Origin of the sequence: Limnobacter sp. SAORIC-690, from assembly GCF_002954425.1 — a bacterium.
GTDB lineage: Bacteria > Pseudomonadota > Gammaproteobacteria > Burkholderiales > Burkholderiaceae_B > Limnobacter > Limnobacter profundi.
This window is the reverse complement of the sequence record NZ_MQVZ01000001.1, coordinates 974,294-998,302: the sequence shown is the minus strand read 5'-3', so window position 1 is coordinate 998,302 and position 24,009 is coordinate 974,294. Positions and strand designations below refer to the sequence as shown.

The following is a 24,009-nucleotide window of genomic DNA, read 5'->3' as shown; positions in this document are numbered from 1 at the left end:
TTTCAAAATGGGTGTAGAACTTCCGGGATTCAATCTGCATACTGTGGATAACTTTTTCCGATTTTTCCGGGTTCTTTTTTTTCTGTGGATAACTCGTGTTGTTCTGCACGCTTATTACACAGTTATCCACAATTCTAAATCAACCCTTCAGGGTTTGGTCCAGCACGTGCAGCGCATGGTTCAACTCTGATGACTGATTTCGCAATTCCGATATCTTGTTTACCGCATGCAGTACCGTGGTGTGGTCTCTTCCACCAAACAACTCACCAATTTCCACGTAACTTTTCTCGGTTAATTCTTTGGCCAAATACATGGCCACTTGGCGCGGCAGCACAATTTGCGCTTGCCTGCGCTTTGAAAACATGTCTGCTACCTTGATTTTGTAGTAATCAGCCACTGTTTTTTGAATACTCTCAACCGACACCTGGCCATGGTGGACTGAAATCATGTCGCGCAAAGCTTCACGCACCAGGTCCATGGTCACCGGCTTGTTGTGAAAACTGGCAAATGCCATGATTCGTCTCAAGGCGCCTTCCAGCTCGCGAATATTGCTGCGCATGTGTTTGGCCACGAAAAATGCCACATCTTCCGAAAACAGTATTTTTTGCTGTTCAGCTTTCTTCAGCAGAATGGCTACCCGCATTTCAAGTTCGGGAGGTTCAATGGCCACGGTCAAACCGCTGTTGAAACGCGAAATCAGCCGGTCATCCATGCCCTGGATGTCTTTGGGATAGGTGTCGCTGGTGATGATAATTTGCTTCTTCGCAGCAATTAACTGCTCGAATGCATAGAAAAATTCTTCTTGCGTTCGGCTTTTGCCCCCGAAAAACTGAATATCGTCGATCAAAAGCAGGTCGAGCGAGTAATAAGAGCGCTTGAATTCTTCAAATGCCTTTTTTTGATAGGCCTTGACCACATCGCTTACATACTGTTCGGCGTGAATGTAACGAATTTGGGTGTTTGGGTTTTGTTCCAGCAGGCGGTTGCCGATGGAATGAATCAGGTGGGTTTTGCCCAATCCCACACCACCATACAAAAACAGTGGGTTGTAGCTCACGCCCGGGTTAGACGCCACTTGTTCTGCAGCGGCCCTGGCCAGCTGGTTGGCACGACCTGACACAAAATTGGAAAAACAAAGGTCGCGATTCAAGCGGCTGCGTTCATAGACTGTGGCAGCAATCTCATCGCGTTTTACGGCGGCCACTTTGGGTGCACCTTGTGCTACGGCTTCATTGCTGTTTTTGGCTGTGGCCGGGGGAGGCGCGATCAAAGGACTGGCCTGTTTTGCTGCCACCTGCCATTGAATGGCCATGTCGCAGCCAAAAAACTCGGTGGCCAGTTCATTAAAACGGCCGCCATAGTTGTTCAGCACCCAATCCAGCTTGAAGCGGTTCGGGGCAGCCATGCTCAGGCTGGCGGTGTCTTCATCAAATTCAACCACAGTCAGTGGTTCGATCCACAGTTTGATCTGTTGGGCTGGAATTTCCTTCCGAAGCGCTTCAACACAGTGGTTCCAGAATTGATCAATCACGTTATGAACAGCCTTATTATTCGGATGAACTGCTTTGCAGGAATTAAAACTCAGCGCTCCATTGTATCCAAACCCCCACGGATTGAGTGAGCGATTGACCGCCTTCACGCGAACTTGCAGATTTTTCTAGGTTTTTCCAGAATTTGCCTCTATAATTTTGGGTTCCCTTGGCGTGAGCTTCGATCCTTATTGGCTTCGTCTAATATGCCAAGCCAAGCCAAACCAGTTTTAACCTATTTTTCGCCAAATTTTAAGCCCATGTGGGCCAGAGGCTTGCCATGAAACGCACTTATCAACCTTCTAAAGTTCGCCGTCAAAGAACACACGGCTTTTTGGTACGTTCACGCACCCGTGGTGGTCGTGCCGTGCTGCGCGCACGTCGCTCCAAGGGCCGTGCACGTTTGTCCGTATAAGCCTGGCGCTTTGAACATTCTGAATTGCACAGGGTGGGTTCCGGGTCGCATGCGACAAAAATCACTCGATCTGAAACATTTGGTGGTCTGTTAAAAACCAGGCCAGTGGCCAAAACAGATCGATTGATGCTTCACGCACTGTTCGAAGACACCCCACCGCAGTTCGGAATACTGATCCCCAAGCGCTTGGCCAAACGGGCCGTGGATCGAAATACGCTAAAACGTTTGATCCGCCATGCCTGCCAAGAAGCATTGGGTAACTACCAAGGCAAATTCCTGGTTCGCTTAAGCAAACCAGTGTGTGCAGTAGGTCATTCAGATCGAGCGGCGTGGTGGATAGAACTCCAACAACTTTTCAACGATCTCTCACGGCGCGTGCCATCACAGCACTGATCCGTGGCTATCAGCTTGCTGTAAGTCCTCTTTTCCCGCCTTCTTGCCGTTTTTACCCCAGTTGCTCGGAATATGCCCTTGAAGCAGTTAAAATTCATGGCGCATGGAAAGGCGCGGCTTTGTCTTTAGGCCGCATTTGTCGATGCAATCCCTGGAATGCTGGCGGTTTGGACCCTGTTCCTGAAACACGCCGCACCAGTCGCGACTCTTAGTCATTAAGCTCAGTAATTAAGGATTTAAATGGAAACGCGCAGGCTAGTCCTCTTGATGATATTCAGTTTGTCTCTCATCATGCTTTGGGACAATTATCAGGCTTCTATTGGTAAGCCAACCTTGTTCGGCCTCAGCACTGGCGCGCAAACCAGCGACAAAGGCGATGCTACCAAGGCTGGCGGTTCGTCAGCTGGCTCCGGCGCGGCCAATGACTTGCCTCAGGCAGTGGCTCCAACGGCTGGTGATGTTCCAGCTGATCCGAATGCAATCGCTTCAGGCACTGCGGAAGCCGCACCCGCTGCGCAAACCATTACTGTTAAAACCGATGTGCTTGAACTGCAGTTTTCAAGCCAGGGCGCACAACTGATTACTTCAAAGCTGCTGAATCACCCTGCTGCCGAGAATCCGGAATTGCCGGTTCAACTGTTTGAACAAACAGCCAATCGAACCTATGTTGGCCAAGCTGGCTTGGTAGGTGTACCTGACGCGCCCAACCACCGTACCTTGTTTGAACTGGTGTCGGGTTCTACCGAGTTTGCGCCCGGCCAGGATCAATTAAAGCTTGTATTCAAAGCCACAAGCGGTGGTGTTGAAAACACAACCACTTACACCATTTTCAAGAATCGCTACGACATTGACCTTGTGATCAATGCACGCAACGCAGGTGTTGAGCCGGTATCACCCAGTGCTTATGTACAAATTACCCGCGATGGCAACCCGCTTGAAAGCGATTCTTCCCTGTACGCAACTTTCACGGGCCCGGCTGTTTACACACCCGAGAAGAAATACCAGAAGATCGACTTTGAAGACATCGCCGATCGCAGTGCAGACTATGTAAAAACCGCTGATTCCGGCTGGCTTGCCATGATTCAGCATTACTTTGTGTCAGCCATTATTGGTCAGGATGGTCCTCGCGAGAATTACACCCGTCAAGTAGATTCCAACTTGTACTCCATTGGCCTCGTGAGTAGCCTGGGTACTTTGGCGCCTGAGCAGACTGGCACCTACACGGCCAAACTGTATACCGGTCCGCAAGATCAAAGTGTGCTGGAAGCCCTGTCACCCGGGCTGGACCTGGTAGTGGATTATGGCTGGCTCACTGTAATTGCCCAGCCCATTTACTGGTTACTGGAAAAAATTCACAGTTACATTGGCAATTGGGGCTGGGCCATTGTGGTACTGACCATTTTGATCAAGTTGGTGTTTTTCCCCTTGTCAGCCGCCAGTTACAAATCTATGGCTAAAATGCGCAAAGTTGGTCCGCGCATGCAAAAGCTGAAGGAACAATATGGCGATGACAAAATGGGCTTCCAGCGCGCCATGATGGAAATGTACAAACGCGAGAAAATCAACCCCTTGGGCGGTTGTATGCCCATTCTGATTCAGATTCCCGTGTTCATTGCCCTGTACTGGGTGTTGCTGGCCAGTGTAGAAATGCGCAATGCGCCTTGGTTGGGTTGGGTAACCGATTTGGCTGCGCCGGACCCCTTCTATATTCTGCCTGTGATCATGGCGGTGACCATGTTCATTCAAACCAAGTTGAACCCAACACCACCCGATCCTGTTCAGGCCAAAATCATGATGATCATGCCCTTGGTGTTTTCGGTCATGTTTATTTTCTTCCCGGCAGGTTTGGTGTTGTACTGGGTTGTAAACAACATTTTGTCCATTGCCCAACAATGGGTAATTACGCGTCAAATTGAGTCTGCACCAGCCACAGCACGGTGATCCCATCGTCGCCATCGCCACCGCGCCGGGCAAGGGCGGGGTGGGGGTGGTGCGGTTTTCTTTTCCTTCTCCCTCTAGTTTTCAGGCCTTTTGTGCGGCGTTTTGTGGCAAGGTGCCCAAACCCCGCCTGGCAACTCTTTTAACGCTTCGTGATTTTGATCAGCATGCCATCGATGAAGGCATTGCCCTGTTGTTCAATGCGCCTGCATCGTTCACTGGTGAGAATGTGCTTGAGTTCCAAGGCCATGGTGGTCAAGCGGTGTTGCAAGGTGTGGTGGCGCATGCCCTTTCCCTTGCCCGGCAGCTGAATATTCCGTTGCGCCACGCCATGCCAGGTGAGTTTACGCAACGCGCATTTTTAAACGACAAGCTTGATCTGGCCCAGGCCGAAGCGGTGGCCGATTTGATCGATGCCGGTTCTATAGCCACTGCCAAAGCCGCTGCGGCTTCGTTAAGTGGTGTGTTTTCGAAGCAGGTGAATGAGCTGGCCGATCGCATTGTGCATTTGCGTTTGCTGCTCGAAGCCACACTTGATTTCCCTGAAGAGGAAATCGAATTTCTTGAGAAGGCAGATGCCAAAGGTCAACTTGCGGATATCTTGAACGCACATCGACAGTTGCTCGGTGCAGCGCAGGAAGGAGTGAAGTTTCGCGATGGCTTGCAAATTGTGCTGGTGGGCGAACCCAATGTGGGCAAGTCGAGTTTGCTAAACGCTTTGGCCGGCGAGGAAATCGCAATCGTGTCGGCCATTGCGGGCACCACACGTGATCGAATCAAACAGGAGCTGAATATTCGCGGCGTACCTTTGGTGCTGGTTGACACGGCGGGTTTGCGTGACACTGCAGATGAGGTGGAAAGAATCGGCATAGCGCGAACCCGAAAGTCGGTGGAAGAAGCCGATTTGTTGCTTATTTTGAAAGACGCAACACAGGGTCTTCAGGATGCATTGAATACCCACCTTGAACTGCCTCTTCATTTGCCCACCATCACCGTGTTGAACAAGGTTGATTTGCTGCCTGAGGTGCCACAATTGTTGAATGATGTATTGCCGGTATCTGCAAAGAACGGTTTGGGACTGGAGCAGTTAAAAGACGCCATACTGGCCAAGGTGGGCATTGCCCACACGCCGGACCATGGTTTCATGGCACGGCAACGACACGTCGATGCCTTGATGGTGTGTGGTCAGCATTTGGCGGTTGCGCATGAGTTTGCGCAACAGGACGATCGGATTCTGGATTTGTTTGCTGAAGAGTTGCGCCTGGCGCATGATGCTTTGGGAGAAATCACCGGGCGTATGCTGCCCGATGATTTGCTGGGATTGATTTTCAGCCGGTTCTGTATCGGCAAGTAAGGTTGGCAACTAAGGTTCAGTCGCAAAACACCAGTTGTGGGTCGGCAAAGGCCATTTGTTCGATCAGTTCTGATTCCTGCTCAAACACGGCACTCAAAAAGACCAGCTGTTCGCACAGCGATTCAATCGATTCATTGTGGCTATCCGGATCCAGATGTACCACCTGCTGCGTGCGTTCCACTTCGTCCAGGTACTGCGCCATCAGGGTTTGCAGGGTTGGTTTGTTCAGTGCCCAGGTTTTAAGCTGGACCACCAAGGCGAAGCGTGCCTGTGCTGAGGCGGTTTTGCGCAGTTGTTGGGCAAAGTGGTTCAGGCCATGCGCCACATTGTCCAGTTCCATGGTGACTCGCGCCTCGGACTGGCGAAAGTAAAGTGGTTCACAGTCGTGTTGCTGATGTTGGACCAGTGCAATTGTCATGATGGCTTGCTCCGCAAAGGATTCGGTATGAGTCCATCTTACTGAGTTGAATTTTCCTGCCCATTCCGTGAAATGAGGATGCTTGTTTCTGATGCCCCCCCGAAATGCGGAACCCTTTGTAAAAAAAGGCAAAAAGCAGGCTTAATTGTTCCCCTGAATTCATGTACTCTTGGGGTGGAAGAAGAGACCCTAAGGTCCTGTGTGCCCGACTTAGCCTGCGAACAATGAAAAATCAAAAAATATTGGTGCTCGAAGATCATCCGCTGATTTCGATGGTGATCGAGGACGTCTGCAAAGACATGGCCCCTCACGCCCAAATTCATGTGGCGACCAGTCTGGTTCAAGCCCGCGAACACTTGTTTGAAAAACCTGACCTGATTATCTTTGATCTTACCCTCACCGATTCCAAGGGACAGCAAACGATAGACTGGCTGGACTCCATGTTCCCGAAAGTGTGTGGGTTGATTTATACCGGTTTTGTGAATGAGGACATTCAAACCCGCGCCGCGCACTCGGGCTACTCGGTGGTGGAGAAAACCTGTAGCCAGTCGGCTTTGGCCCATGAAATTGAGTCTGTGCTTTTTAAATCGGGCATTTTGAATGGCAGTTCATCCGACAGCGCGCCAGCCAACGAACACCAATCCAATATTGTGGCCTATCCCGGCGCAAAACCATTGACTTGGCGACAAGTGGAAATCATGAGAATGACTGCTGAAGGTTTGTCTGCAAAAATGGTTGCGCAGCGAATTGGGCTCAGTCCGGAAACCGTGCGTGGTCATATTCGGGAAATTTTCAAACGCTTGGAAGTATCGAACAAGGCGCAGGCGGTGAATGTGTTTCTGAAGGCTGAACGCAGCGTGAAAATGAAGCTGAACGATTGATTTTCGTCAGTGGTTGGGGTGGGGCACGCGTTTTAGATCCACGCCCACCGTCAGGGTGCCTATCATGTAATCCCCGTCGTACACTGGCACGCTTACTTGGGCAATCATGGCTTTGGTGCTGTCGTCCCAGCGGGCGCGGGAAATATGCGAATCGGGTTTTCTGGACGGCAGATTGGTGTCAAAAATTGCGGTGAATTTTTCTTCATCACCTTGCCAATAATCGGTGGTCACCATGTTCATGGCGACGGTTTCCCCTTGGTTGCCCGTCAAAATCGCTTCTTTAAAATAACTTTGTTTGTTCATCGCCGCGGTCAGCAAGGCGGAAACTTTTGAGTTGATGATTTGATCGGCCTCGGGCAAACGGCCTTTCAGTTTGATCCACCTCTCATCCAGTTCCATGATCCTTTCTTTGCCAAGTTGACGGGCATTGGACGCCTTGACGGCCTCAATGACCTCAGGCTTGTTTGCCAAGGCTTTGATCTCCTTGATCAAGGTGCCTGCGCAAAAGGCGTAGGCGTTGGCGTTTGCAAGAAAGAAGGCCGTGAAGAACAGACCCAGGTTCAACCAAGACCTTCTGCATCCAAACTTGACGTTGTACTTATCCATGTTCTGCTTATTTGGCGAGTTACTCGGCCAGTACCTTGATGAGTTTCAATTTAGACTTGGTCGGATTGCCTTGCAACTCCTTTCGGGTAAGGTAGCCCAATGCATTGGGATTGTTGGTCAGCAGGTCGACCATGTGTTGGCTGTTGCGCGCAACGGTGGGTGTTTTGCTGATGCCGATGCATTCCAGAAGTCGCTGAACCGTTCGAAATTCCTCGGTGGTGAAACCCAGGGTGCCTGAAATAAAGCGGCTGCGTTCACCAAACTCATCGTCCCGATCAATGACCAGCACGGTGGAATCACCCACAGCCTGGCTTTGGCCTGTGTACAGATCGCGCAGTTTTGTTTTCGAAATTTCATTGAAATGGATGCTGCTGGAACCCACCAACACCACTTCGGCGTTAGCCACGCCGGGGGCTCCTACCATCGTCAACAATGCGAGGCTGGTAATCACTGAATGCAAAAAATGTTTCACGTCAAACCCTTGAAAATACTTTGACTACTTTGGGTAAGTTCTTGACACCACAAATACTATGAACTTTTTATTTTGTTAAATCTTGTGAACTCAGTGTAAGACATGCTGTGTGCGAACACAATTACTTGCGCACAGCTTTGCTCAATGTTTTCCAAAACGATTAATCAACACCAGAATTTTCTCGGCTTCGTCCACGATGGTGGGCCACACATCTTTGATTTCTGTCATCACCATGGTTTGTGCGGTCGGATCTTCCAGTGATTTGTCCATTCTAGAGAACTGTTGTTTGACACTCTCTGTACCCAACATGCCCAGTACGCCCGCCAGGGAGTGAATTTCTCGTTTGAAGGTTTGAATGTCGTTGTTTTTTGCGCAGTCTTCCAGGCGTTCAATCAGGTTTTCACTGGTTTGTAAAAATTTGCCCAGGTACTTTGCCATTCGCTCTGGCTCAAAACTGTCTACTTTAAAAATTGCAGAATGGCGTGGGCTGGTGGCTGGTTCGGTGGCTGTGGCCGCATGCTCGGACAAGGGCATGCGGGGTGTGTCATGCCTGGTTTCAAATCCAGTCAACACACCTTCTTTGTTGCGCAGGCAGCGCTTGATGGCGTCGAACAGGTTTTTCTCGTGAAATGGTTTGGTGAGCACGTCGTTAATGCCGTGTTCTTCGCAACGCACACGGGTTTGCTCGAAGGCGTGTGCGGTTAGCGCCATGATCGGAGTTACACAATGCACCGCATTTTCCCGAACCCAGGTTGCCAGCTGGTAGCCGTCAACAAAAGGCATTTCAAGGTCTGAAATCATCAAGTCAAATGGTTCGGGCGTGTTTTTAAGTATCTGTATTGCTTCGCGACCATCCTTCGCACAGCGGATCTGGTAGTTTTTCGGACTCAGGAAATCCAGCAGCAATTCCATGTTCAAAGGGTGATCTTCTACTATCAACAGTTTGGCTGAACGCACTTCCGTTTTATCAACGGCCGGTGTTTCGCTGGTTTTGGCAGCTTTGCGTGAAGTGGTGGTTTTTGTGGCTGGTGCAGGTGCAGATTGCTGCACCTGGCGCTCGGCCAGTTTCATCAGGTGCACCGGCAAAATGGGTGTGGTCAACACCCGGTTGTTGGGGTCTGCGCCGTGAATGCGTTGCAGTTCGGTTGCGTTGCGGTTGGAAAGCCAAACCAGGTTGTTGTTTTGGTTCAGGTGATTTGCTTTGAGCAGAGACAAGAGTTCGGGCGAGGTGGTGGCAATGTCGCTGTCGATGAACACAATGTCTTTGGTTTCAAACGGCCGTTGGTCGGTGACCAGTTCTTCCGCCGAAAGCGCGGCCAGTGGCACATAAAACTGGTCCAGAATGCTGGAGATGGAGCGGTGCAGCTTTTGGTCCAGCGAGCAGATGTAGGCTCGTTTGATGTCTGGGCCATGCAGCAAATTCGGATTGCGGGCAGGTGCCTCGGCTTCCTGGGTTTTCAGGTTCAAGGTGAAATAAAACACCGAGCCGCGCCCCGGTGTGGAATGGGCATGAATGTCGCCCTCCATCAGGTGCACCAATTCTTTGGCAATGCTCAGCCCCAGGCCGCTGCCGCCGAACATGCGTGTGGTGCTCGAATCCGCTTGCGTGAACTTGTCGAACACGCGTTGCAACTGGTCTTTACTCATGCCAATGCCAGTGTCGCTGACACTGAATTGCAGGGTAACCTGGTCGTCGAGTTGCTTGAGCACTTTGACGGTGAGGTTGATGTGCCCTTCGCTGGTGAACTTGATGGCATTACCGATCAGGTTCTTCAGAATTTGACCCACGCGCAGAGAATCGCCAACCAGTCGGTTCAGGGTTGATTGCAGGCCTTTGCCTTGAAGGGTGTACAGCAGGCGAATGTTTTTATCCAGCGCTGAGTTACCCAAGGTGCCAAATACTTCTTCCAGCACATCGTCAAGGCGAAATGGACGCTGCTCCAGCTTGAACATGTCGGATTCAATTTTTGACAAGTCCAGAATGCTGTTGAGCAAGTGAAGCAGATTGTCGCCTGACAGCTGAATTTTGGTCAGGTAGTCTTTTTGCTTTTCGTTCAAATCGGTTTTCAGCGTGAGTGCTGTCATGCCGAGAATCGCATTCATCGGCGTTCGAATTTCGTGGCTCATGTTGGCGAGGAACGAGCTCTTGATTCTTGATTCATTCTTCGCACGTTCTTTTTCCACGTTGGCCAGGCTGACCTCTTCAAGCGCTTGTTTCACGCGTTCGCTTTTTTCCAGGTCGCGCTGGAATGAACGAATCATTCGGTTGAATGCGCGAATCAGCAGGTTGATTTCATGCGAGCCCGTGCGGTTGTTTACACGTACTGTGTAATCGCCCTTCATGATTTCTTCACTGGCGTTGTAAAGCGAATTGATAGGGTCGATCACCTTTTTCTTGATGGACACCAAACCGATGAACAAGCCCAACAAAAAGAGCAGGGTGAACACCACATCCAGATAAACGCTGTAGGTGAGTTCTTTGCGAGAGGCGTCAATCAAACCCAGGTAGCGGCTTTTTTCACGCGCAATGAACGAGGACAATTCTGCGGACAATGCATTGGTCAGTTCAATGTGTTCACGGTCGAACAACACACCGAATGTTTCTTTGACTTCGGGCGGCGACAAGTATTCGCCTTCCCGTTTGTCAACGAAGCGGGTAATACCGCTGGCAAACGCGCTGAGTTCGTTTTTCTCAAGTTGATGGCGCAGATCGAGGATTCGCTCAATGGCAGGCTCGTTTTCAGCGATGAATCTCAGCGAGTAAAGCCTTTCACTGAGGTTTTGCCCGATACCCCAAGACACGGCAGAATCTTTGTTTTGACCTGTGATGACATCGACCCAGTAGTCTGCTTCCACCTCGGTGGTGTAAATACGGCTGCCGTTGTGCAGGCCCACAATGTCGAGGTAGTGATTAATGTACTCTGGGTTGCGGCTGGCTGCGTACAGCAAGACCAGCTTTCGCATGGCTTCAAACTCGGCCAGCGTGCGGGTCAAAATGGCTTCATCGGAGGCCCAGGCCTGGTAATAATCTTCCTGAACGGTTTGCTGGTGAATCGAAATGCTCTTCACACCGATGCCGAATACCGAGAACACCAGAATGAGTAAGCCAAATATTCGAATCAGCAGGGTCAGTTTCATGGGCCAGCCTTGTTATTGGTATTGTTCGGCCCAGGTTCAGTGACTTTGCGCTTCTTCAAGTAACCGCGATTGTCGTTCTGCCTTGGTGAAAATAGACACTGCATGGGCTCGATTCTGAGCGCCTAGTCTAACAAGGACTTCACGCATGTGGGCGCGAACAGTCTCAGGACTCAAGTTCATGTCGCGGGCAGCCTCTTTTGCGGTCATTCCCACAGCAATGCGACGCATGATTTCAACTTGTCGCCAAGTCAGCGGTTTTTTGGAGCCTGGCGCAATGATGTTGGACTGGAACTCGTTTTTGGACTTCATTTTGTCCGCACTCATTCCTTCCTGGCAACTCACGCCTGTGGCCATCAACCCTTTCATGACTGCATCCAACAGTTCATGGTAATCGGCAGATTTTCGCACACAAGGAATTTCCATTTCGTCCAGTTCCTGGAGGATGTCGTCGTGTGTGGTGCCCGTAAATGCCAGCAGTTGCGAGAACGGGAACAGGTCGCGTACGCGTCTGGCAGAGGCGACGCCTTCGCAGTCGGGCAAGTTTAGATCAAAAATGACGAGGCGCGGATTCTCATGAATGTGCTGTTCACTGGCCTGAATGGTGGGCACTTTGAGCACACTCAGGTCTGGTGCATGCTCGGTCAGCATGTCAGCCAGCATCATGGACACCAGTGGATGATCTTCAATCAAAAGTACAGCGTTGGGGTTCATTCGGCAACCTCCCAATTTGTTTGCCAAAAATAAAAACCGGTATTACCGATATGTTTGAATAATCTTACGTGTGAACCCTCGAAGCGATGCCCCTTCATTTGGAGGATGGCTTCATTTGAAGCGTGCGGGTACGAAATGATTTCTCCCTCAAATAGGGGGGGGTCTCTTTGTGTTGATGGTGCCAAACCTGCCATCCACTAACCTAACGGTATTGAGTCTAAATGCCGTTTGGCCAGGTGAATGTTGTGAGTGAGTCGGAATCAAAACCACTGGAAGTCTGGGTCGCTGAAGATTCACCGTTCTACCGGCTTGTGGTGGAAGAGGCCATTGAAGAAATTGCCAAGGTGACTTATCTGTCCATTTCGCTGACGGTGTTTGAGCGCTTCGGTGATATCCGTGCAGCGTTCAATCAAGCTGAACGGGGCTTGCGGCCTTTGCCTTCTGCCGTGTTGTCAGATCTCCATTTTCCCGACAATGCCCATGACGATTTGCAAGACATTCTGGTGTTCTACAGCAGGTATGTGCATGCTGTGCCAGTGTCTTACATGTCTTGTAATCTGGAAAGCCTGGAGCTTGCTGAAAGCCTTGCGGAGCACCGCTCAGACGCTATACAGCCAGCGCGGTTTTTGCGCAAAGACACCGCAGAGACAATGACCAATCTGGTGAAAACCATTCATGCGATGGTGTTTGCGCCACGCACTCAGCATTCAAGCCTTGGTGCTACGCTGGCCTAAGCCCGGCTTTCACTCAGTTCTCAAAAACCCGGAAGACAATCAGGAAACAAGGCGCGTTTCGCGCAGTGTCCAGAAATGGTGAAATCAGAATGTCGCAAGGTACTTTGTTGTCCGGGTTGATCTCGTATTCTGTTTTCACAAGAATTTTTTGGTGACTTAGAAACCCGACGAGCAACTGGCGATAGTGCCTTGTCGGGATGCGACCGTGGATGAGGTGATATGGATTGCGCCCCAACCACTTGTCTCGCCCCTGGCCCACAAATGTCTCGAATGCCGAATTCACATACAACAATCCAAATGGGTCTTTGGTGTTGCGAATGTCGTTGGTCACCATGATGACTTCGCGAATCTGTTCAATCGCTGAATTCAGCATGTACAAATCGCTGCTTTGATTTTTGCGCTTGGTGATGTCTTTGATCAGGATGGTATAACCAGTGCCCGATTTGAAGACACGCAATGAAATCCAGCGTTTGATGAATCCCACAAACTGTTCAACAGATTTGGAGAAGCCCACTTGGTTGACTGTCTCCAGCAAAGATGCAAACTGGTTTTTGTCCAGGTCCGGAATCAATTCATTCAAGGGCATTGCATGGACAAAAAGTTCTTTGTCTTTTTGCAGCAGGCTTTTTGCATTTCGGTTCACAAAGCTGACATTCAGGCTAGAGTCGATTTCAACAAGACCATCGGTGAGGTTGTCGACAATCAGGTTGTAGGTCAGCAGATTCTTTTCAAGTGATTGCTCCACTCGGCGCGTCTCAGAGATGTCGACAATTGAGCCGTACAGTCCCATCGGCACGCCCTCGTCGCTGATGGAGGGGCGAATCATCATGCGAAACCATTTCTTTTTCTCGTGTTGCCCGAGTGCTTCAAACTCAAGGCTGGCCGGTTTACGGTTGTTGATGCATTCAATAAAAAGCACCGCGATATTGCGGCCAGACAACCTGGAGAGAATGGAGCTGAGGTGAAAAATCGAATTGAGCGAGTCTTTGTTGGAGCCCAATACCTCGCGCAGCATTTCAGTGGTTTTAAGAGATCCACTTTCGAGGTGGTAATACCAGCCGCCCACTTTGGCCAGAGTACCGGTCAAATTCAAAAGACTTTCATCAAAAATAGATTTTTGAACCGAAGACGATTTGTTGATCATCGCCGTAAAATTGGCGATCACCGATGGTTTTTTAAATGCAGTGAATCCCTTTTTCGGGCAAAGCTCCATGCGCAGCCAAGTGCTGTTTTCATCCTGAAAGTTCAGGCGCACCCAAGCTTCCGAGGGCAAATTGTTTTTCAGGCATTGATTCAGGATTTTCGAGAACGTTTCTTGGTCTTCGCCGTAAAGCAAATCAATAAAACTTTCCTTGAGTTTTATTTTTGTGAATTCTTCATCACCTGCGCTGGCCAGGCCGGTGATTAATCCCAGGTGATCGAGTGCGAGCCGGCCTTTCACGGTTTCCCTCAAAAAAGACTTGGGAAACTTTTTCAGATCCAGATGGGGCTCCATGCGCGACAAACTGTCGGAATCGTTTGACACTTCTTGGTGAAGGGCTTCTAGCGCAGGTTCGCTGATTTTTTTCACCAAACCAAACAAGCGTGTGTCACCTGCGTTGCCGCTGTCATAAACCTGTTCTTCAAAGCGCACAATGTCGCCGCTGGGTAAACGGACGCGATACACAAACGCATTTCCATCGCGTTTAAGTCGCGCTTTCTCGACCATTTCCCGGTCTTCGTCGATTGGTAAGTTATGGAACCAGCTGGCCTGTACCACACGGGTTTGCGAAAGGTTGAGCCATTTTTCCATGGAGGGCGACAGTTCGATCAGCCCACCGTGATCTGTGTTCTTCCAGCTACCCAAACCTTGATTGTTGTAGTTGTGTTGTTGTTTGGAATTCAATTCGTTTGATTCTTTGGCTTTCAGTGCACGCTCAACAAGACTGTGTTCAACCAATTTGGCCAAGGCAATTGCAACGGACACTTCAGATTTTGTCCAGGTTCTCGCAGTGTTGTCGAGCAGGCAAAATGTGCCAATGTTGTTGCTGTTCACCGAGCGAATGGGGATTCCCAAATAAGCGCGAATCCAGGGGCTGCCAAGTACCAGAGGGTTGGTCTTGAACACTGGGTGTTCAAGGCAGTCGTTGATGACATGCGGTTGATCATGTTGAATGGTGTGAGAACAAATGGAAAGGTCGCGTGGAACTTCCTTGACTTCGAAACCGCGTTTTGCTTTAAACCAAAGTCGATCAGAATCTACAAATGCAATGAAGCAGAATGCGCAATTGAACGCTGACAAACCCAGGTCCACTAGCGCTTCAAAGTACTCTTCTTTTTCCGTGTCCAGAATATCAAGTTGGTAAAGCTCGGTGAGCCTGACCGCCTCGTTGATTTCTTTTGGACTGCTCATTGTGGAAGTGTCTCCGTCCCTTTTCCTCTCGGTAACCACTTTACACTTTGTCACCCGTACGAGGGACCACACTTTTGAACTACCCAATAAAAAATAGGAAAGTTTCGTGGGTAATTACCCTAGTTCGTGCTTAAAAGTACCCGTATTTGCTCTACACGTTTGCGGTTTGCGTCCAGGTCGCTGTATCCAACCCGCGAGGCCGAACGAACATGAAGTAATCCACTGCCTTGGTCTATGCGAAATTCCACATCGTCCACAAAGCCGAAAAGATCGCTTGTGAAAGTGCTGGCCATGTATTGATCATTGGAAAAGTTTACATCGCCGCCCAAGAGTTCGATGACTTCTTTCACCTTCAGCAAAGGTTCTTCTCCCATGCCTGGCGTGATCGGCAAGGCGGCGATGGAGTGATCATCCGACGGAGAACTCTCGCTGCTGACACAGTTGGGTTTGTTTGGGCAGGGTGCCAACTGCCCATTGGCCAGTCCGGGGGGCGCACCGGTTTCTGAGTACAGGCCAAGGCCAAAGAAAACGATGATTACCAATGTGATCAACACGATCAAGCTGAGCAATGCTCTTTTCACGTAAAAGCCCCTTCTGTCATATACTGATTGTTGAATTTTCTCCAGTTTAGCGGTCAGTGAGATCAGATGTCCAAGCCTTTGCAGTTTAAGTTGTCCGAGGAAGATGTTTCCCGCATTGTCGAAATGGCCTGGGAAGATCGAACACCATTTGAAGCGATAGAACTTCAATTTGGTTTGAATGAATCTCAAACCATTGAACTCATGCGCGCAAGCATGAAAGCCAGCAGCTTCAAAATGTGGCGCGAGCGTGTCACTGGTCGCAAAACCAAGCACCTGAAGTTGCGTGGCTTTGTTCGCACCAAAGCCTATGCGCCGGGGCATTACAAAATTCGTTGATGGAGTTCGTTCACTGAGTAACCAGGCACCTGCTTGAACAGGGAGGTTTTAATTGCTAAAAGAACAGCACAACTCCCCATTGGCAGCGCGCAGTGGGCAGGAATGGATGCTCTGGTTCGGGCGGGCTTCGCAACATCTGCCCGATCTTCACCGCGCATTCCAGTTTTTGGAGAGCAGTTGTGAGCTTCTCGACTCAAATGATGAAGCCGACTTGAAGTCCAGGCCACGAAAGCTGAAACAACTGATTAACCGTTTTGTTGGTCAGGCGCGTTGCCCCTCTGCGCAATCCTGCGAGCGAATAGCAATTCGCACCCAGGTTCTTGATGGCTGGCTGCAATCGGAATTGCAGCGCCAACACGACCCCAATTTGTTGGTTGAACTGGGCGCGCATGGGCTGCAAAAGTTGCTGGCCATTTGCGAGGGTGCCGATGACAAGCATGGCTTGTTGCTCAAGGCAGTGCGCGAATTCACGCGCGACTGGTTGAGCATTGTCTCAGCGCGAATTGAAAACCCCATTGAGCGTGCGCACCTGGTGTATCCGGTGGCCATGTTGGATCAGGCCGGTTTGGTAGACCCCTCCTGGTGGTGGAAACAAATCGCTTTGTGTGATCGCCACACCGTGCTGGGTTTGCTGGAACTTGAAATCAATGAAATGAATGAAATGCAGCCCACCAGCAATGTAAGTTGGCGTTCTTTCGACAAGCGGTGGAGAAGGCTGCGCGTTCGCGCACTTCTTGAGTATCTTGGTGAAAAGCGCCTGTTGGCCGAGTTGCTCAGGAAGTCGGCCGTTGATGATTTTGAAGCCGTGGTGGCAGTTCGCATGTTGCGCGATGCCGGTCGCTCGCGAGATGCGATTGTGCAGGCCGAGCAGTGGCTGCGTGCTTTGCCCAGAAGCCCGGTGTTGGCTGAAGCGCTGTTCGATTTGTATTGCGAGGACGGCTGGGATGAAGAGGCGTTGGCATTGGCTGTGACCCACCACGGTTACGACCCCAACCCCGTGTGGATTGAGCGTTTGGGGCGACTGGTGTTGCCCGCAGCCAAAGCGCAAGCCAAAGTTTGGAAAAAACAGCTGGCTGCCTAGGCGGTGTTACAACAAATCCATTTGACTTGCGGGTTTTATAGCGGAACGATTCAAGCACAGTCTTGCCCTGCGGGTTGACAAAGTGTTTTAATCCGATGCCCGCATGCAACTGCCCTGCCTGCACCACGCGCAAATACCAGCCGCAATTGCCCTGCTGAATCATTTGTTTTGGGGCTGCGCCAAAACCCATGCGAATGGCAAACTTGTGACATGGCTCGCGTGGGTCGGTGACCCGCAGCCGAACCTCTCCCAATTCAAACTCATCTCCAATTCTCACCTGGGTTTCATCCAGACCCTCCACCACCAGGTTTTCGCCCAAAAATCCCCAGGGCAAATCGGTGTCCAGGTTTTTCTCCTGGCGGCGCGCTTTCCAAAACTCATAGTGCTCAGCGGGCATCATGTACACGGCCTTGTCTAATCCACCGTGCACCGACAAATTGCATTGCTCATCGCCTTCCAGACCCAGCTTTTTCAGTTCGATGGGGATCGGGTTTTGTTCAGTGCTTACAGCCTGTTTTTTGATCCCGCTTGCCTCGGTTTTGATGTCACCCGATGCCGTTCGATAGACCAGTGGGGCAACCAGGCCCGTGCAAATTGCAATCAGCTTCATGAGGTTTCCGTAGTCGTGCAGTTTCGCCACTTTACATGGCCTGTGTCGGAAAGCAAACACCATATGCGATTAGGCGATAATGCCTATAGGAAAAACTTATTTCCGTTTGCTTACAACATGTTAAACTCGAGGGCTAAGTTTGCGGATAAGCGACAAATCGATCGCCCGTGTGCTTGGTGTCGTGTTCCGGTCACACTGTAGAGCAACGCCAAAGCCCCCGCACAAAAGAATTACATTTGTCTATCTGGAGGTTTTAGCATGAGTGCAGTGCTGTCTATGGTCAGCCAGACCGTGCCATCGTATGTCAAGCACAAGAAACTTGTGGCCTGGGTGCAAGAAATTGCTGCCCTTACCGAGCCCAAGAATATTGTGTGGTGCGATGGTTCACAAGAAGAGTACGATCGCCTTTGCGCAGAAATGGTTGAAGCAGGAACACTGCGCAAACTCAACCCTGAAAAGCGCCCCAATTCTTACCTGGCCTGGTCTGATCCTTCAGACGTGGCCCGCGTGGAAGACCGTACCTACATCTGCTCTGAAAAGAAAGAAGATGCAGGCCCCACCAACAACTGGGAAGATCCCGCAAAAATGCGAGCTACCTTGAACGGTTTGTTCAAGGGCTCCATGCGTGGTCGCACTTTGTATGTGGTTCCATTCTCCATGGGCCCATTGGGCAGTCCAATCGCGCACATTGGTGTTGAATTGTCTGATTCCGCCTACGTGGTTGTGAACATGCGCATGATGACGCGCATGGGCAAAGCTGTGTATGACGTGCTGGGCGAAAACGGCGAATTTGTGCCTTGCGTACACACAGTGGGCGCGCCTTTGGAAGCTGGCCAGAAAGACGTTGCCTGGCCTTGCAACCCAACTACCAAGTACATTGTTCACTACCCTGAAACTCGTGAAATCTGGTCTTATGGTTCCGGTTACGGCGGTAACGCCTTGCTGGGCAAGAAATGCCTGGCTTTGCGCATTGCCTCTACCATGGGTCGCGACCAAGGCTGGTTGGCCGAGCACATGCTGATTCTGGGTGTTACCAACCCAGAGGGCAAGAAGTACCATGTGGCTGCAGCCTTTCCCTCGGCTTGCGGCAAAACCAACTTCGCCATGTTAATTCCACCCGCATCCATGAAGGGCTGGACTGTTACCACCATTGGTGACGACATTGCCTGGATCAAGCCCGATGCAAACGGTAAGCTTCGCGCCATTAACCCGGAAGCGGGTTATTTTGGCGTGGCCCCCGGCACCAACACCAAAACCAACTCCAACTGCATGGCTTCACTGAACGCCAATGTGATTTTCACCAACGTCGCTCTGACAGATGATGGCGATGTGTGGTGGGAAGGATTGTCCAAAGAAGCACCCGCGCACCTCGTTGATTGGACGGGTCAGGACTGGACGCCTGATTGTGGCCGCAAAGCTTCGCACCCGAATGCCCGCTTCACAGTGGCTGCCGAACAAAACCCTGTGATCGACAACAACTGGGACAACCCGGCTGGCGTTGAAATTGATGCGTTTATTTTTGGTGGTCGCCGTTCAACGACCGTGCCTTTGGTGACCGAGGCCCGCAACTGGGTGGAAGGCGTGTACATGGCAGCAACCATGGGCTCTGAAACCACCGCTGCGGCATTTGGCCAGCAGGGTGTGGTTCGCCGTGACCCGTTTGCCATGTTGCCATTCTGTGGTTACAACATGTCTGACTACTTCCAGCACTGGCTCGACTTGGGCAAGAAGCTGGAATCGTCCGGTGCCAAGTTGCCAAGCATTTTCTGCGTGAACTGGTTCCGTACCGACGCCGAAGGCAAGTTCATTTGGCCAGGTTTTGGCGAAAACATGCGTGTTTTGGCCTGGGCCTTGGAGCGTGTAGAAGGCAAGGGCAAGGGTGTTGACCATGTGTTCGGTACTTCACCAAGCTATGATGACATTTCTTGGGATGGTCTGGAATTCAGCAAAGAGCAGTTCGATTCCATCACCGCGATCGATAAAGCTGCCTGGCTTGAAGAGTTGAACTTGCATGCTGAATTGTTCGAGAAATTGAAACACAATCTGCCAGCACAGCTGGAAGAGACAAAGGCTCAAATCGCTAGCCGCTTGGCGGCCTGATTTGGCTTGAATGTTTTGACTTTTTTCTGATACTCCGGAATGAGTCCTATGGCGGGCGCCCACAAGGCGCCCGTTTTCTTTTCTGCGGAATTTCTTCATGTTCGAGAACATTGAGTTGTGGGTATTGTTGGCTTTGTGCCTGGCCGCATTCAGTGCTGGATTGATTGATGCGATGGTCGGTGGCGGCGGTCTTATTCAAATCCCAGCATTGTTTGGTTTATTGCCTGGATATGGTCATGCCACCCTTTTGGGCACCAACAAAATATCCAGCGTGGTGGGTACCACATTCGCGGCTTACAAATACGCCAAGGCCATTCAGGTTCCATGGAATGCAGTTGTGCCAGCCACGGCGATGGCGCTGATAGGCGCCTACTGCGGCGCATACATCGTGACGCAAATTTCGACCGAGGTGCTGCGTTTGATGTTGCCCTTGCTGTTGATCGCTGTGGCCATTTACACCTTTTTGCGCAAAGACCTGGGCAGTGTACATGCACCCAAGTTAGACAAGAATCGTGAACGATTCTTCGGTGCTTGCGTGGGGTTGGCAATTGGTTTTTATGACGGGTTTTTCGGCCCGGGCACCGGTTCGTTCTTGATGGTCGCTTTCGTGGTGTTCTTCGGCTTTGATTTTTTGGCCGCCACCGCAGGCGCAAAAATGGTGAACATTGCCTGTAACCTGGCTTCGCTTGCCTGGTTCGCGCCGGCAGGGCATGTGATTGTTGCTTTGGGTTTGTTGATGGCTGTGTTCAACCTGGCTGGTGCAAGGTGGGTGCCAGTTTGGCCATTCGCAAGGGTGCCGGGTTTGTGCGTAAAGCGCTGTTGGCGGTTGTGTTTTTATTGATACTGCGCACCAGTTACGACAGTTATTGGCCATACTTGAAAGCGTGGTTTGAGTGATTGTTCCACGTGAAACATGTGGGGAGGTCGGGTTTGGCGCAATATACGGGATGCTATATGGATGATCTGAGGCTTGTGTGCTGCACCAGCTGGCCTAAGCAAGTCTTCTGATCCCGGCTTGATGCCTCTGGCTTGGGGCATGCGAAACGCGAACGCGTCTTCGCATCGACCTTTCAGGTCGCCCCGCGCTGCGAAGTCGCCGGGAAGCCTTGCAAAGCCGGCCAGCCCGTGCAGCACCCAAACCTCACTTTGCGCACACAACGGGTATGTGTCGCAAGTGCGTTACAAGTCTATTTGCCAGCGCACTCAGGCTGCAATGCCCTCGCAGCGCCGATCAAGAAAACCTGCCCTTGGTGTTGAATTCACCGTCCGTTCGGCAAGGCCGAAAGCGCAGCCCGCCCGCTGTTTAGCGGGTGCGCTTAGGCGGTTAATCAACAACAAGGGGGCTGTCAGGTTTTCTGGCGAAAGAGGGTATGCGCCTGAGCAAGCGACGTAAGCGAGGTGCGAGGTGCGAGGTGCGAGGTAAGGAGTCGAGCGAGGCAAATAGGCGCGCGAGCAGGTGTGTACCAAAGCAGCCGATCAATCAGGAAAGTATGCGATTGGGCAACCTTGTCTGTTTTCTGTTCCACGTGAAACATGTTCACTTGGGCAAAATCATGCCGAAGCATATAATTGCGCCATTGTCGCCGAATCAAGTGTGTTTGATTTCGGCATTTGAATGTTGAATCCCATGTCGGATTCCGGCACCCAGTGCCAGGAGTGAATCATGTTTTATCCCGAAGAGTTTGATGTCATTGTTGTGGGCGGTGGTCATGCCGGCACCGAGGCTGCGCTTGCAGCCGCGCGCGCTGGAAGCAAAACCCTGCTGCTGACCCACAACATCGAAACACTTGGGCAAATGTCGTGTAACCCGTCGATTGGTGGTATTGGTAAGGGCCATTTGGTCAAAGAGGTGGATGCTTTGGGCGGTGCAATGGCCATCGCTACCGACGAAGCTGGGATTCAGTTCCGTATTCTGAACAGCTCCAAAGGCCCGGCTGTGCGGGCTACCCGTGCGCAAGCAGACCGTGTTCTGTACCGCCAGGCCATTCGAACGCGTCTCGAGAACCAAACCAATTTGAGTATTTTCCAGCAGTCTGTTGAAGATCTGTTGTTGGAAGGTGATCGAGTGTGCGGTGCGGTTACGCAGATCGGCTTGAAGTTTAAGGCCAGAGCTGTGGTGCTGACGGCGGGTACTTTTTTGAATGGCAAAATCCATGTGGGTTTGCAAAATTACTCCGCTGGTCGGGCAGGGGATCCTCCCTCGATTGGTTTGGGCATGCGTCTGCAAGAAATGAAGTTGCCGCAAGGTCGCCTGAAAACCGGTACGCCGCCACGCATTGATGGTCGCAGTATTGATTTCTCAGTGATGCAGGAGCAGCCAGGTGATCTCGATCCCGTGCCCGTGTTTTCCTATCTGGGCAACGCAGCCATGCACCCGAAGCAGCTGCCGTGCTGGATCACGCACACCAACCAGGAAACCCACGACATTATTCGCGGTGGACTGGACAGAAGCCCAATGTACACCGGTGTGATCGAAGGTGTGGGGCCCCGTTACTGCCCATCGATCGAGGATAAAATCCATCGTTTCGCGGACAAGGAGTCGCACCAAATTTTCCTGGAACCCGAGGGCTTGAGCACCAATGAGTATTACCCGAATGGTGTTTCTACGTCTTTGCCATTCGATGTTCAGTTGAAACTGCTTCACTCCATCAAAGGTTTGGAGAATGCGTACATCATGCGGCCAGGGTATGCGATCGAATACGATTATTTCGACCCGCGTGCGTTGAAAACCACGCTTGAAACCAAAGCCATTGAAGGTTTGTTCTTCGCGGGCCAAATCAATGGCACCACGGGTTATGAAGAGGCGGCCGCCCAAGGTTTGTTGGCGGGCGTGAATGCGGCACTGATGGTGCAAGGCAGAGAGCAATGGACTCCCCGCCGTGATGAGGCGTATCTGGGCGTGCTTGTAGATGATTTAACCAGCAAGGGTGTGGCAGAGCCTTACCGCATGTTCACCAGCCGCGCAGAGTACCGTTTAAGCCTGCGCGAGGACAATGCAGATCAGCGCCTCACGCCAATTGGCCGCAAGCTCGGTTTGGTCGATGACACCCGCTGGAAGGCTTTTTCGGAAAAGCGGGAGTCAGTGGAGCAGGAAAAGCAGCGTTTACGTTCCACGTGGATTAATCCGAAAATTGTGACCCAGGCCGAGGCAGAGCGAGTGCTGCACAAAGGAATTGATCGCGAGTACAACTTGTACGACTTGCTTAAACGCCCGGATGTCAGCTATCACGATCTCAGCACGCTGAGTAAAGAGAATGGCGAAATGGCTTTGAGCAATCCTTTGCAACATGGTGATCTGGTTTCTCAGTTGGAAATCGAGGTGAAGTACGCCGGTTATGTGCTGCGCCAACAGGCTGAAGTAGAGCGTGGTGCGGGCAATGAATCAATCCGACTCCCAGCGGACTTTGATTATTCGGGTGTAAACGGTTTGAGCAAAGAGGTGCAGCAAAAGCTGAATACCCACAAGCCGGAAACCATTGGTCAGGCTGGTCGTATTCAAGGTATTACACCCGCAGCCATTTCCTTGTTGCTTGTTCATCTAAAGAAACGTGATTTGCTGAATCGAAGTGCCAATGCCGATAAGTCTTCCGGTGGAACCACGGAGCAAGTGGCTTGAATTCACTGCACCGAAAACCAAAGTCTGAAATCCTGGGGGTTTCAGATCAGGCACTGTTGGAAGAGGGGATCGCCAGTCTACGTTTGGGGTTGAATTCAGACCAGCATGCGCAGCTTTTCAAGTATGGCCAACTGATTCAGAAGTGGAACCGGGTTTATAACCTCACTGCCATTCGTAACAATCGGGAGTTGATCACACACCATTTGCTGGACTCCTTGGCTGTGTTGCCTGAAATCTCATTTGCTTTGCAGGCTACGACCAATCCAAGAATTCTGGATGTGGGTGCAGGCGCGGGTCTGCCCGGTTTGGTGTTGGCGATTGCGCAGCCCAGCTGGCAGATCACACTGATTGACACGGTTCAAAAAAAAGCCGCTTTCATGCAGCAGGCCATTGCCAGCCTGGGTTTGAAGAATGCGCAGGCTGTGCACGGGCGGGTGGAGGAATTCCAGGTCGACGCCCCGTTTGATCTGATTTGTTCCCGCGCTTTTTCCAGTATTGGTAATTTCATTGCACTTAGTCAGCATGTGTTGGCTGAGCATGGCCAGTTTGCCGCCCTGAAAGGGAGGGTTGAGGTGGACAGCGAAGTTCCTGCTGGTTGGCAAATTAATGCGCTTCATCCAATTGATGTGCCATTCTTGGACGAGGCAAGGCACTTGTTCATGATTAAACGCTAAAATCAAATCATTCATTCACAGGACAAGAAG

The 24,009-nt window shown here is 51.1% G+C and carries 21 protein-coding genes and 1 pseudogene; 13 read left to right on the top strand and 9 right to left on the bottom strand.

The window, feature by feature from the left end:
• Positions 1-139: 139 nt before the first annotated feature.
• Positions 140-1,528, bottom strand: a complete 1,389-nt coding sequence (dnaA, locus tag BSZ31_RS04740; protein WP_105029746.1) for a chromosomal replication initiator protein DnaA — start codon at positions 1,526-1,528, stop codon at positions 140-142.
• A gap of 281 nt (positions 1,529-1,809) precedes the next feature.
• Here dnaA and rpmH point away from each other — a divergent pair, with 281 nt between their 5' ends.
• The 5 genes from rpmH to mnmE are packed head-to-tail and all read left to right on the top strand — an operon-like array spanning position 1,810 to position 5,629.
• Positions 1,810-1,944 (top strand): 50S ribosomal protein L34, encoded by a 135-nt coding sequence (rpmH, locus tag BSZ31_RS04735; protein WP_008247028.1) that lies wholly within the window; start codon positions 1,810-1,812, stop codon positions 1,942-1,944.
• Positions 1,945-1,977: 33 nt separating this feature from the next.
• Complete coding sequence (locus BSZ31_RS04730) at positions 1,978-2,337, top strand: ribonuclease P protein component (RefSeq protein WP_168426848.1); 360 nt, start codon at positions 1,978-1,980, stop codon at positions 2,335-2,337.
• Positions 2,244-2,549 (top strand): membrane protein insertion efficiency factor YidD, encoded by a 306-nt coding sequence (yidD, locus tag BSZ31_RS04725; protein WP_341714850.1) that lies wholly within the window; start codon positions 2,244-2,246, stop codon positions 2,547-2,549. Before BSZ31_RS04730 ends, yidD begins: the two co-directional genes overlap by 94 nt.
• 28 nt (positions 2,550-2,577) lie before the next feature.
• Complete coding sequence (gene yidC, locus BSZ31_RS04720; protein ID WP_105027767.1) at positions 2,578-4,278, top strand: membrane protein insertase YidC; 1,701 nt, start codon at positions 2,578-2,580, stop codon at positions 4,276-4,278.
• Positions 4,250-5,629, top strand: coding sequence for a tRNA uridine-5-carboxymethylaminomethyl(34) synthesis GTPase MnmE (gene mnmE / locus BSZ31_RS04715; RefSeq protein WP_105027766.1), 1,380 nt, complete (start codon positions 4,250-4,252; stop codon positions 5,627-5,629). The genes yidC and mnmE overlap by 29 nt, the downstream gene beginning before the upstream one ends.
• Before the next feature lie 16 nt (positions 5,630-5,645).
• Here mnmE and BSZ31_RS04710 read toward each other — a convergent pair whose 3' ends face one another.
• Positions 5,646-6,047: a hypothetical protein gene (locus tag BSZ31_RS04710; protein ID WP_105027765.1), complete on the bottom strand. Its 402-nt coding sequence runs from the start codon at positions 6,045-6,047 to the stop codon at positions 5,646-5,648.
• Between the two features lie 224 nt (positions 6,048-6,271).
• Here BSZ31_RS04710 and BSZ31_RS04705 point away from each other — a divergent pair, with 224 nt between their 5' ends.
• On the top strand, positions 6,272-6,928 hold the full coding sequence (locus tag BSZ31_RS04705; protein ID WP_168426847.1) for a response regulator transcription factor: 657 nt from the start codon (positions 6,272-6,274) through the stop codon (positions 6,926-6,928).
• Between the two features lie 6 nt (positions 6,929-6,934).
• Here the strand turns inward: BSZ31_RS04705 and BSZ31_RS04700 are convergent, their stop codons facing one another.
• The 4 genes from BSZ31_RS04700 to BSZ31_RS04685 form a co-directional block, all read right to left on the bottom strand.
• Positions 6,935-7,534 (bottom strand): hypothetical protein, encoded by a 600-nt coding sequence (locus BSZ31_RS04700; RefSeq protein WP_146106600.1) that lies wholly within the window; start codon positions 7,532-7,534, stop codon positions 6,935-6,937.
• Between the two features lie 19 nt (positions 7,535-7,553).
• Positions 7,554-7,940 (bottom strand): hypothetical protein, encoded by a 387-nt coding sequence (locus BSZ31_RS04695; protein ID WP_146106599.1) that lies wholly within the window; start codon positions 7,938-7,940, stop codon positions 7,554-7,556.
• Positions 7,941-8,147: 207 nt separating this feature from the next.
• Positions 8,148-11,144: an ATP-binding protein gene (locus BSZ31_RS04690; protein WP_105027761.1), complete on the bottom strand. Its 2,997-nt coding sequence runs from the start codon at positions 11,142-11,144 to the stop codon at positions 8,148-8,150.
• A 36-nt stretch (positions 11,145-11,180) separates the two neighbouring features.
• Entirely contained in the window at positions 11,181-11,855 is a 675-nt protein-coding gene (locus BSZ31_RS04685) for a response regulator transcription factor (RefSeq protein WP_105027760.1), read from the bottom strand.
• Positions 11,856-12,100: 245 nt separating this feature from the next.
• On the opposite strand from BSZ31_RS04685, the gene BSZ31_RS04675 reads away from it, so the two are divergent.
• The gene (locus tag BSZ31_RS04675) at positions 12,101-12,589 is read left to right on the top strand and encodes a hypothetical protein (protein WP_146106598.1); all 489 of its coding nucleotides are present in this window, start codon (positions 12,101-12,103) and stop codon (positions 12,587-12,589) included.
• Between the two features lie 13 nt (positions 12,590-12,602).
• Here the strand turns inward: BSZ31_RS04675 and BSZ31_RS04670 are convergent, their stop codons facing one another.
• Complete coding sequence (locus BSZ31_RS04670) at positions 12,603-14,981, bottom strand: GAF domain-containing protein (protein ID WP_105027757.1); 2,379 nt, start codon at positions 14,979-14,981, stop codon at positions 12,603-12,605.
• Positions 14,982-15,100: 119 nt separating this feature from the next.
• Positions 15,101-15,562: a DUF1499 domain-containing protein gene (locus BSZ31_RS04665; protein ID WP_205882459.1), complete on the bottom strand. Its 462-nt coding sequence runs from the start codon at positions 15,560-15,562 to the stop codon at positions 15,101-15,103.
• 66 nt (positions 15,563-15,628) lie between these two features.
• On the opposite strand from BSZ31_RS04665, the gene BSZ31_RS04660 reads away from it, so the two are divergent.
• Positions 15,629-15,898 (top strand): TIGR03643 family protein, encoded by a 270-nt coding sequence (locus BSZ31_RS04660; RefSeq protein WP_105027756.1) that lies wholly within the window; start codon positions 15,629-15,631, stop codon positions 15,896-15,898.
• Between the two features lie 52 nt (positions 15,899-15,950).
• On the top strand, positions 15,951-16,979 hold the full coding sequence (locus BSZ31_RS17270) for a hypothetical protein (protein ID WP_171101289.1): 1,029 nt from the start codon (positions 15,951-15,953) through the stop codon (positions 16,977-16,979).
• A 157-nt stretch (positions 16,980-17,136) separates the two neighbouring features.
• On the opposite strand, the pseudogene BSZ31_RS17760 reads toward BSZ31_RS17270, so the two are convergent.
• A pseudogene (locus BSZ31_RS17760) lies at positions 17,137-17,376 on the bottom strand (MOSC domain-containing protein); the annotation flags it as partial.
• A 471-nt stretch (positions 17,377-17,847) separates the two neighbouring features.
• Between BSZ31_RS17760 and BSZ31_RS04645 the strand changes: the two are divergent.
• The 4 genes from BSZ31_RS04645 (at position 17,848) to rsmG (ending at position 23,979) form a co-directional block, all read left to right on the top strand.
• Positions 17,848-19,689: a phosphoenolpyruvate carboxykinase (GTP) gene (locus BSZ31_RS04645; RefSeq protein ID WP_105027753.1), complete on the top strand. Its 1,842-nt coding sequence runs from the start codon at positions 17,848-17,850 to the stop codon at positions 19,687-19,689.
• A gap of 97 nt (positions 19,690-19,786) precedes the next feature.
• The gene (locus BSZ31_RS04640) at positions 19,787-20,530 is read left to right on the top strand and encodes a sulfite exporter TauE/SafE family protein (protein WP_369907259.1); all 744 of its coding nucleotides are present in this window, start codon (positions 19,787-19,789) and stop codon (positions 20,528-20,530) included.
• An 822-nt stretch (positions 20,531-21,352) separates the two neighbouring features.
• Positions 21,353-23,305, top strand: coding sequence for a tRNA uridine-5-carboxymethylaminomethyl(34) synthesis enzyme MnmG (gene mnmG, locus BSZ31_RS04635; protein WP_105027752.1), 1,953 nt, complete (start codon positions 21,353-21,355; stop codon positions 23,303-23,305).
• Entirely contained in the window at positions 23,302-23,979 is a 678-nt protein-coding gene (gene rsmG, locus BSZ31_RS04630; protein ID WP_240605647.1) for a 16S rRNA (guanine(527)-N(7))-methyltransferase RsmG, read from the top strand. The genes mnmG and rsmG overlap by 4 nt, the downstream gene beginning before the upstream one ends.
• Positions 23,980-24,009: the final 30 nt, after the last annotated feature.

Coding starts and splice junctions, on each gene's coding strand:
- BSZ31_RS04660 (WP_105027756.1), top strand. CDS start 15,629: ATGTCCAAGCCTTTGCAGTTTAAGTTGTCCGAGGAAGATGTTTCCCGC.
- BSZ31_RS04640 (WP_369907259.1), top strand. CDS start 19,787: ATGTTCGAGAACATTGAGTTGTGGGTATTGTTGGCTTTGTGCCTGGCC.
- BSZ31_RS04670 (WP_105027757.1), bottom strand. CDS start 14,981: ATGAGCAGTCCAAAAGAAATCAACGAGGCGGTCAGGCTCACCGAGCTT.
- BSZ31_RS04645 (WP_105027753.1), top strand. CDS start 17,848: ATGAGTGCAGTGCTGTCTATGGTCAGCCAGACCGTGCCATCGTATGTC.
- mnmG (WP_105027752.1), top strand. CDS start 21,353: ATGTTTTATCCCGAAGAGTTTGATGTCATTGTTGTGGGCGGTGGTCAT.
- BSZ31_RS04700 (WP_146106600.1), bottom strand. CDS start 7,534: ATGGATAAGTACAACGTCAAGTTTGGATGCAGAAGGTCTTGGTTGAAC.
- rpmH (WP_008247028.1), top strand. CDS start 1,810: ATGAAACGCACTTATCAACCTTCTAAAGTTCGCCGTCAAAGAACACAC.
- BSZ31_RS04705 (WP_168426847.1), top strand. CDS start 6,272: ATGAAAAATCAAAAAATATTGGTGCTCGAAGATCATCCGCTGATTTCG.
- BSZ31_RS04690 (WP_105027761.1), bottom strand. CDS start 11,144: ATGAAACTGACCCTGCTGATTCGAATATTTGGCTTACTCATTCTGGTG.
- yidC (WP_105027767.1), top strand. CDS start 2,578: ATGGAAACGCGCAGGCTAGTCCTCTTGATGATATTCAGTTTGTCTCTC.
- BSZ31_RS04710 (WP_105027765.1), bottom strand. CDS start 6,047: ATGACAATTGCACTGGTCCAACATCAGCAACACGACTGTGAACCACTT.
- BSZ31_RS04685 (WP_105027760.1), bottom strand. CDS start 11,855: ATGAACCCCAACGCTGTACTTTTGATTGAAGATCATCCACTGGTGTCC.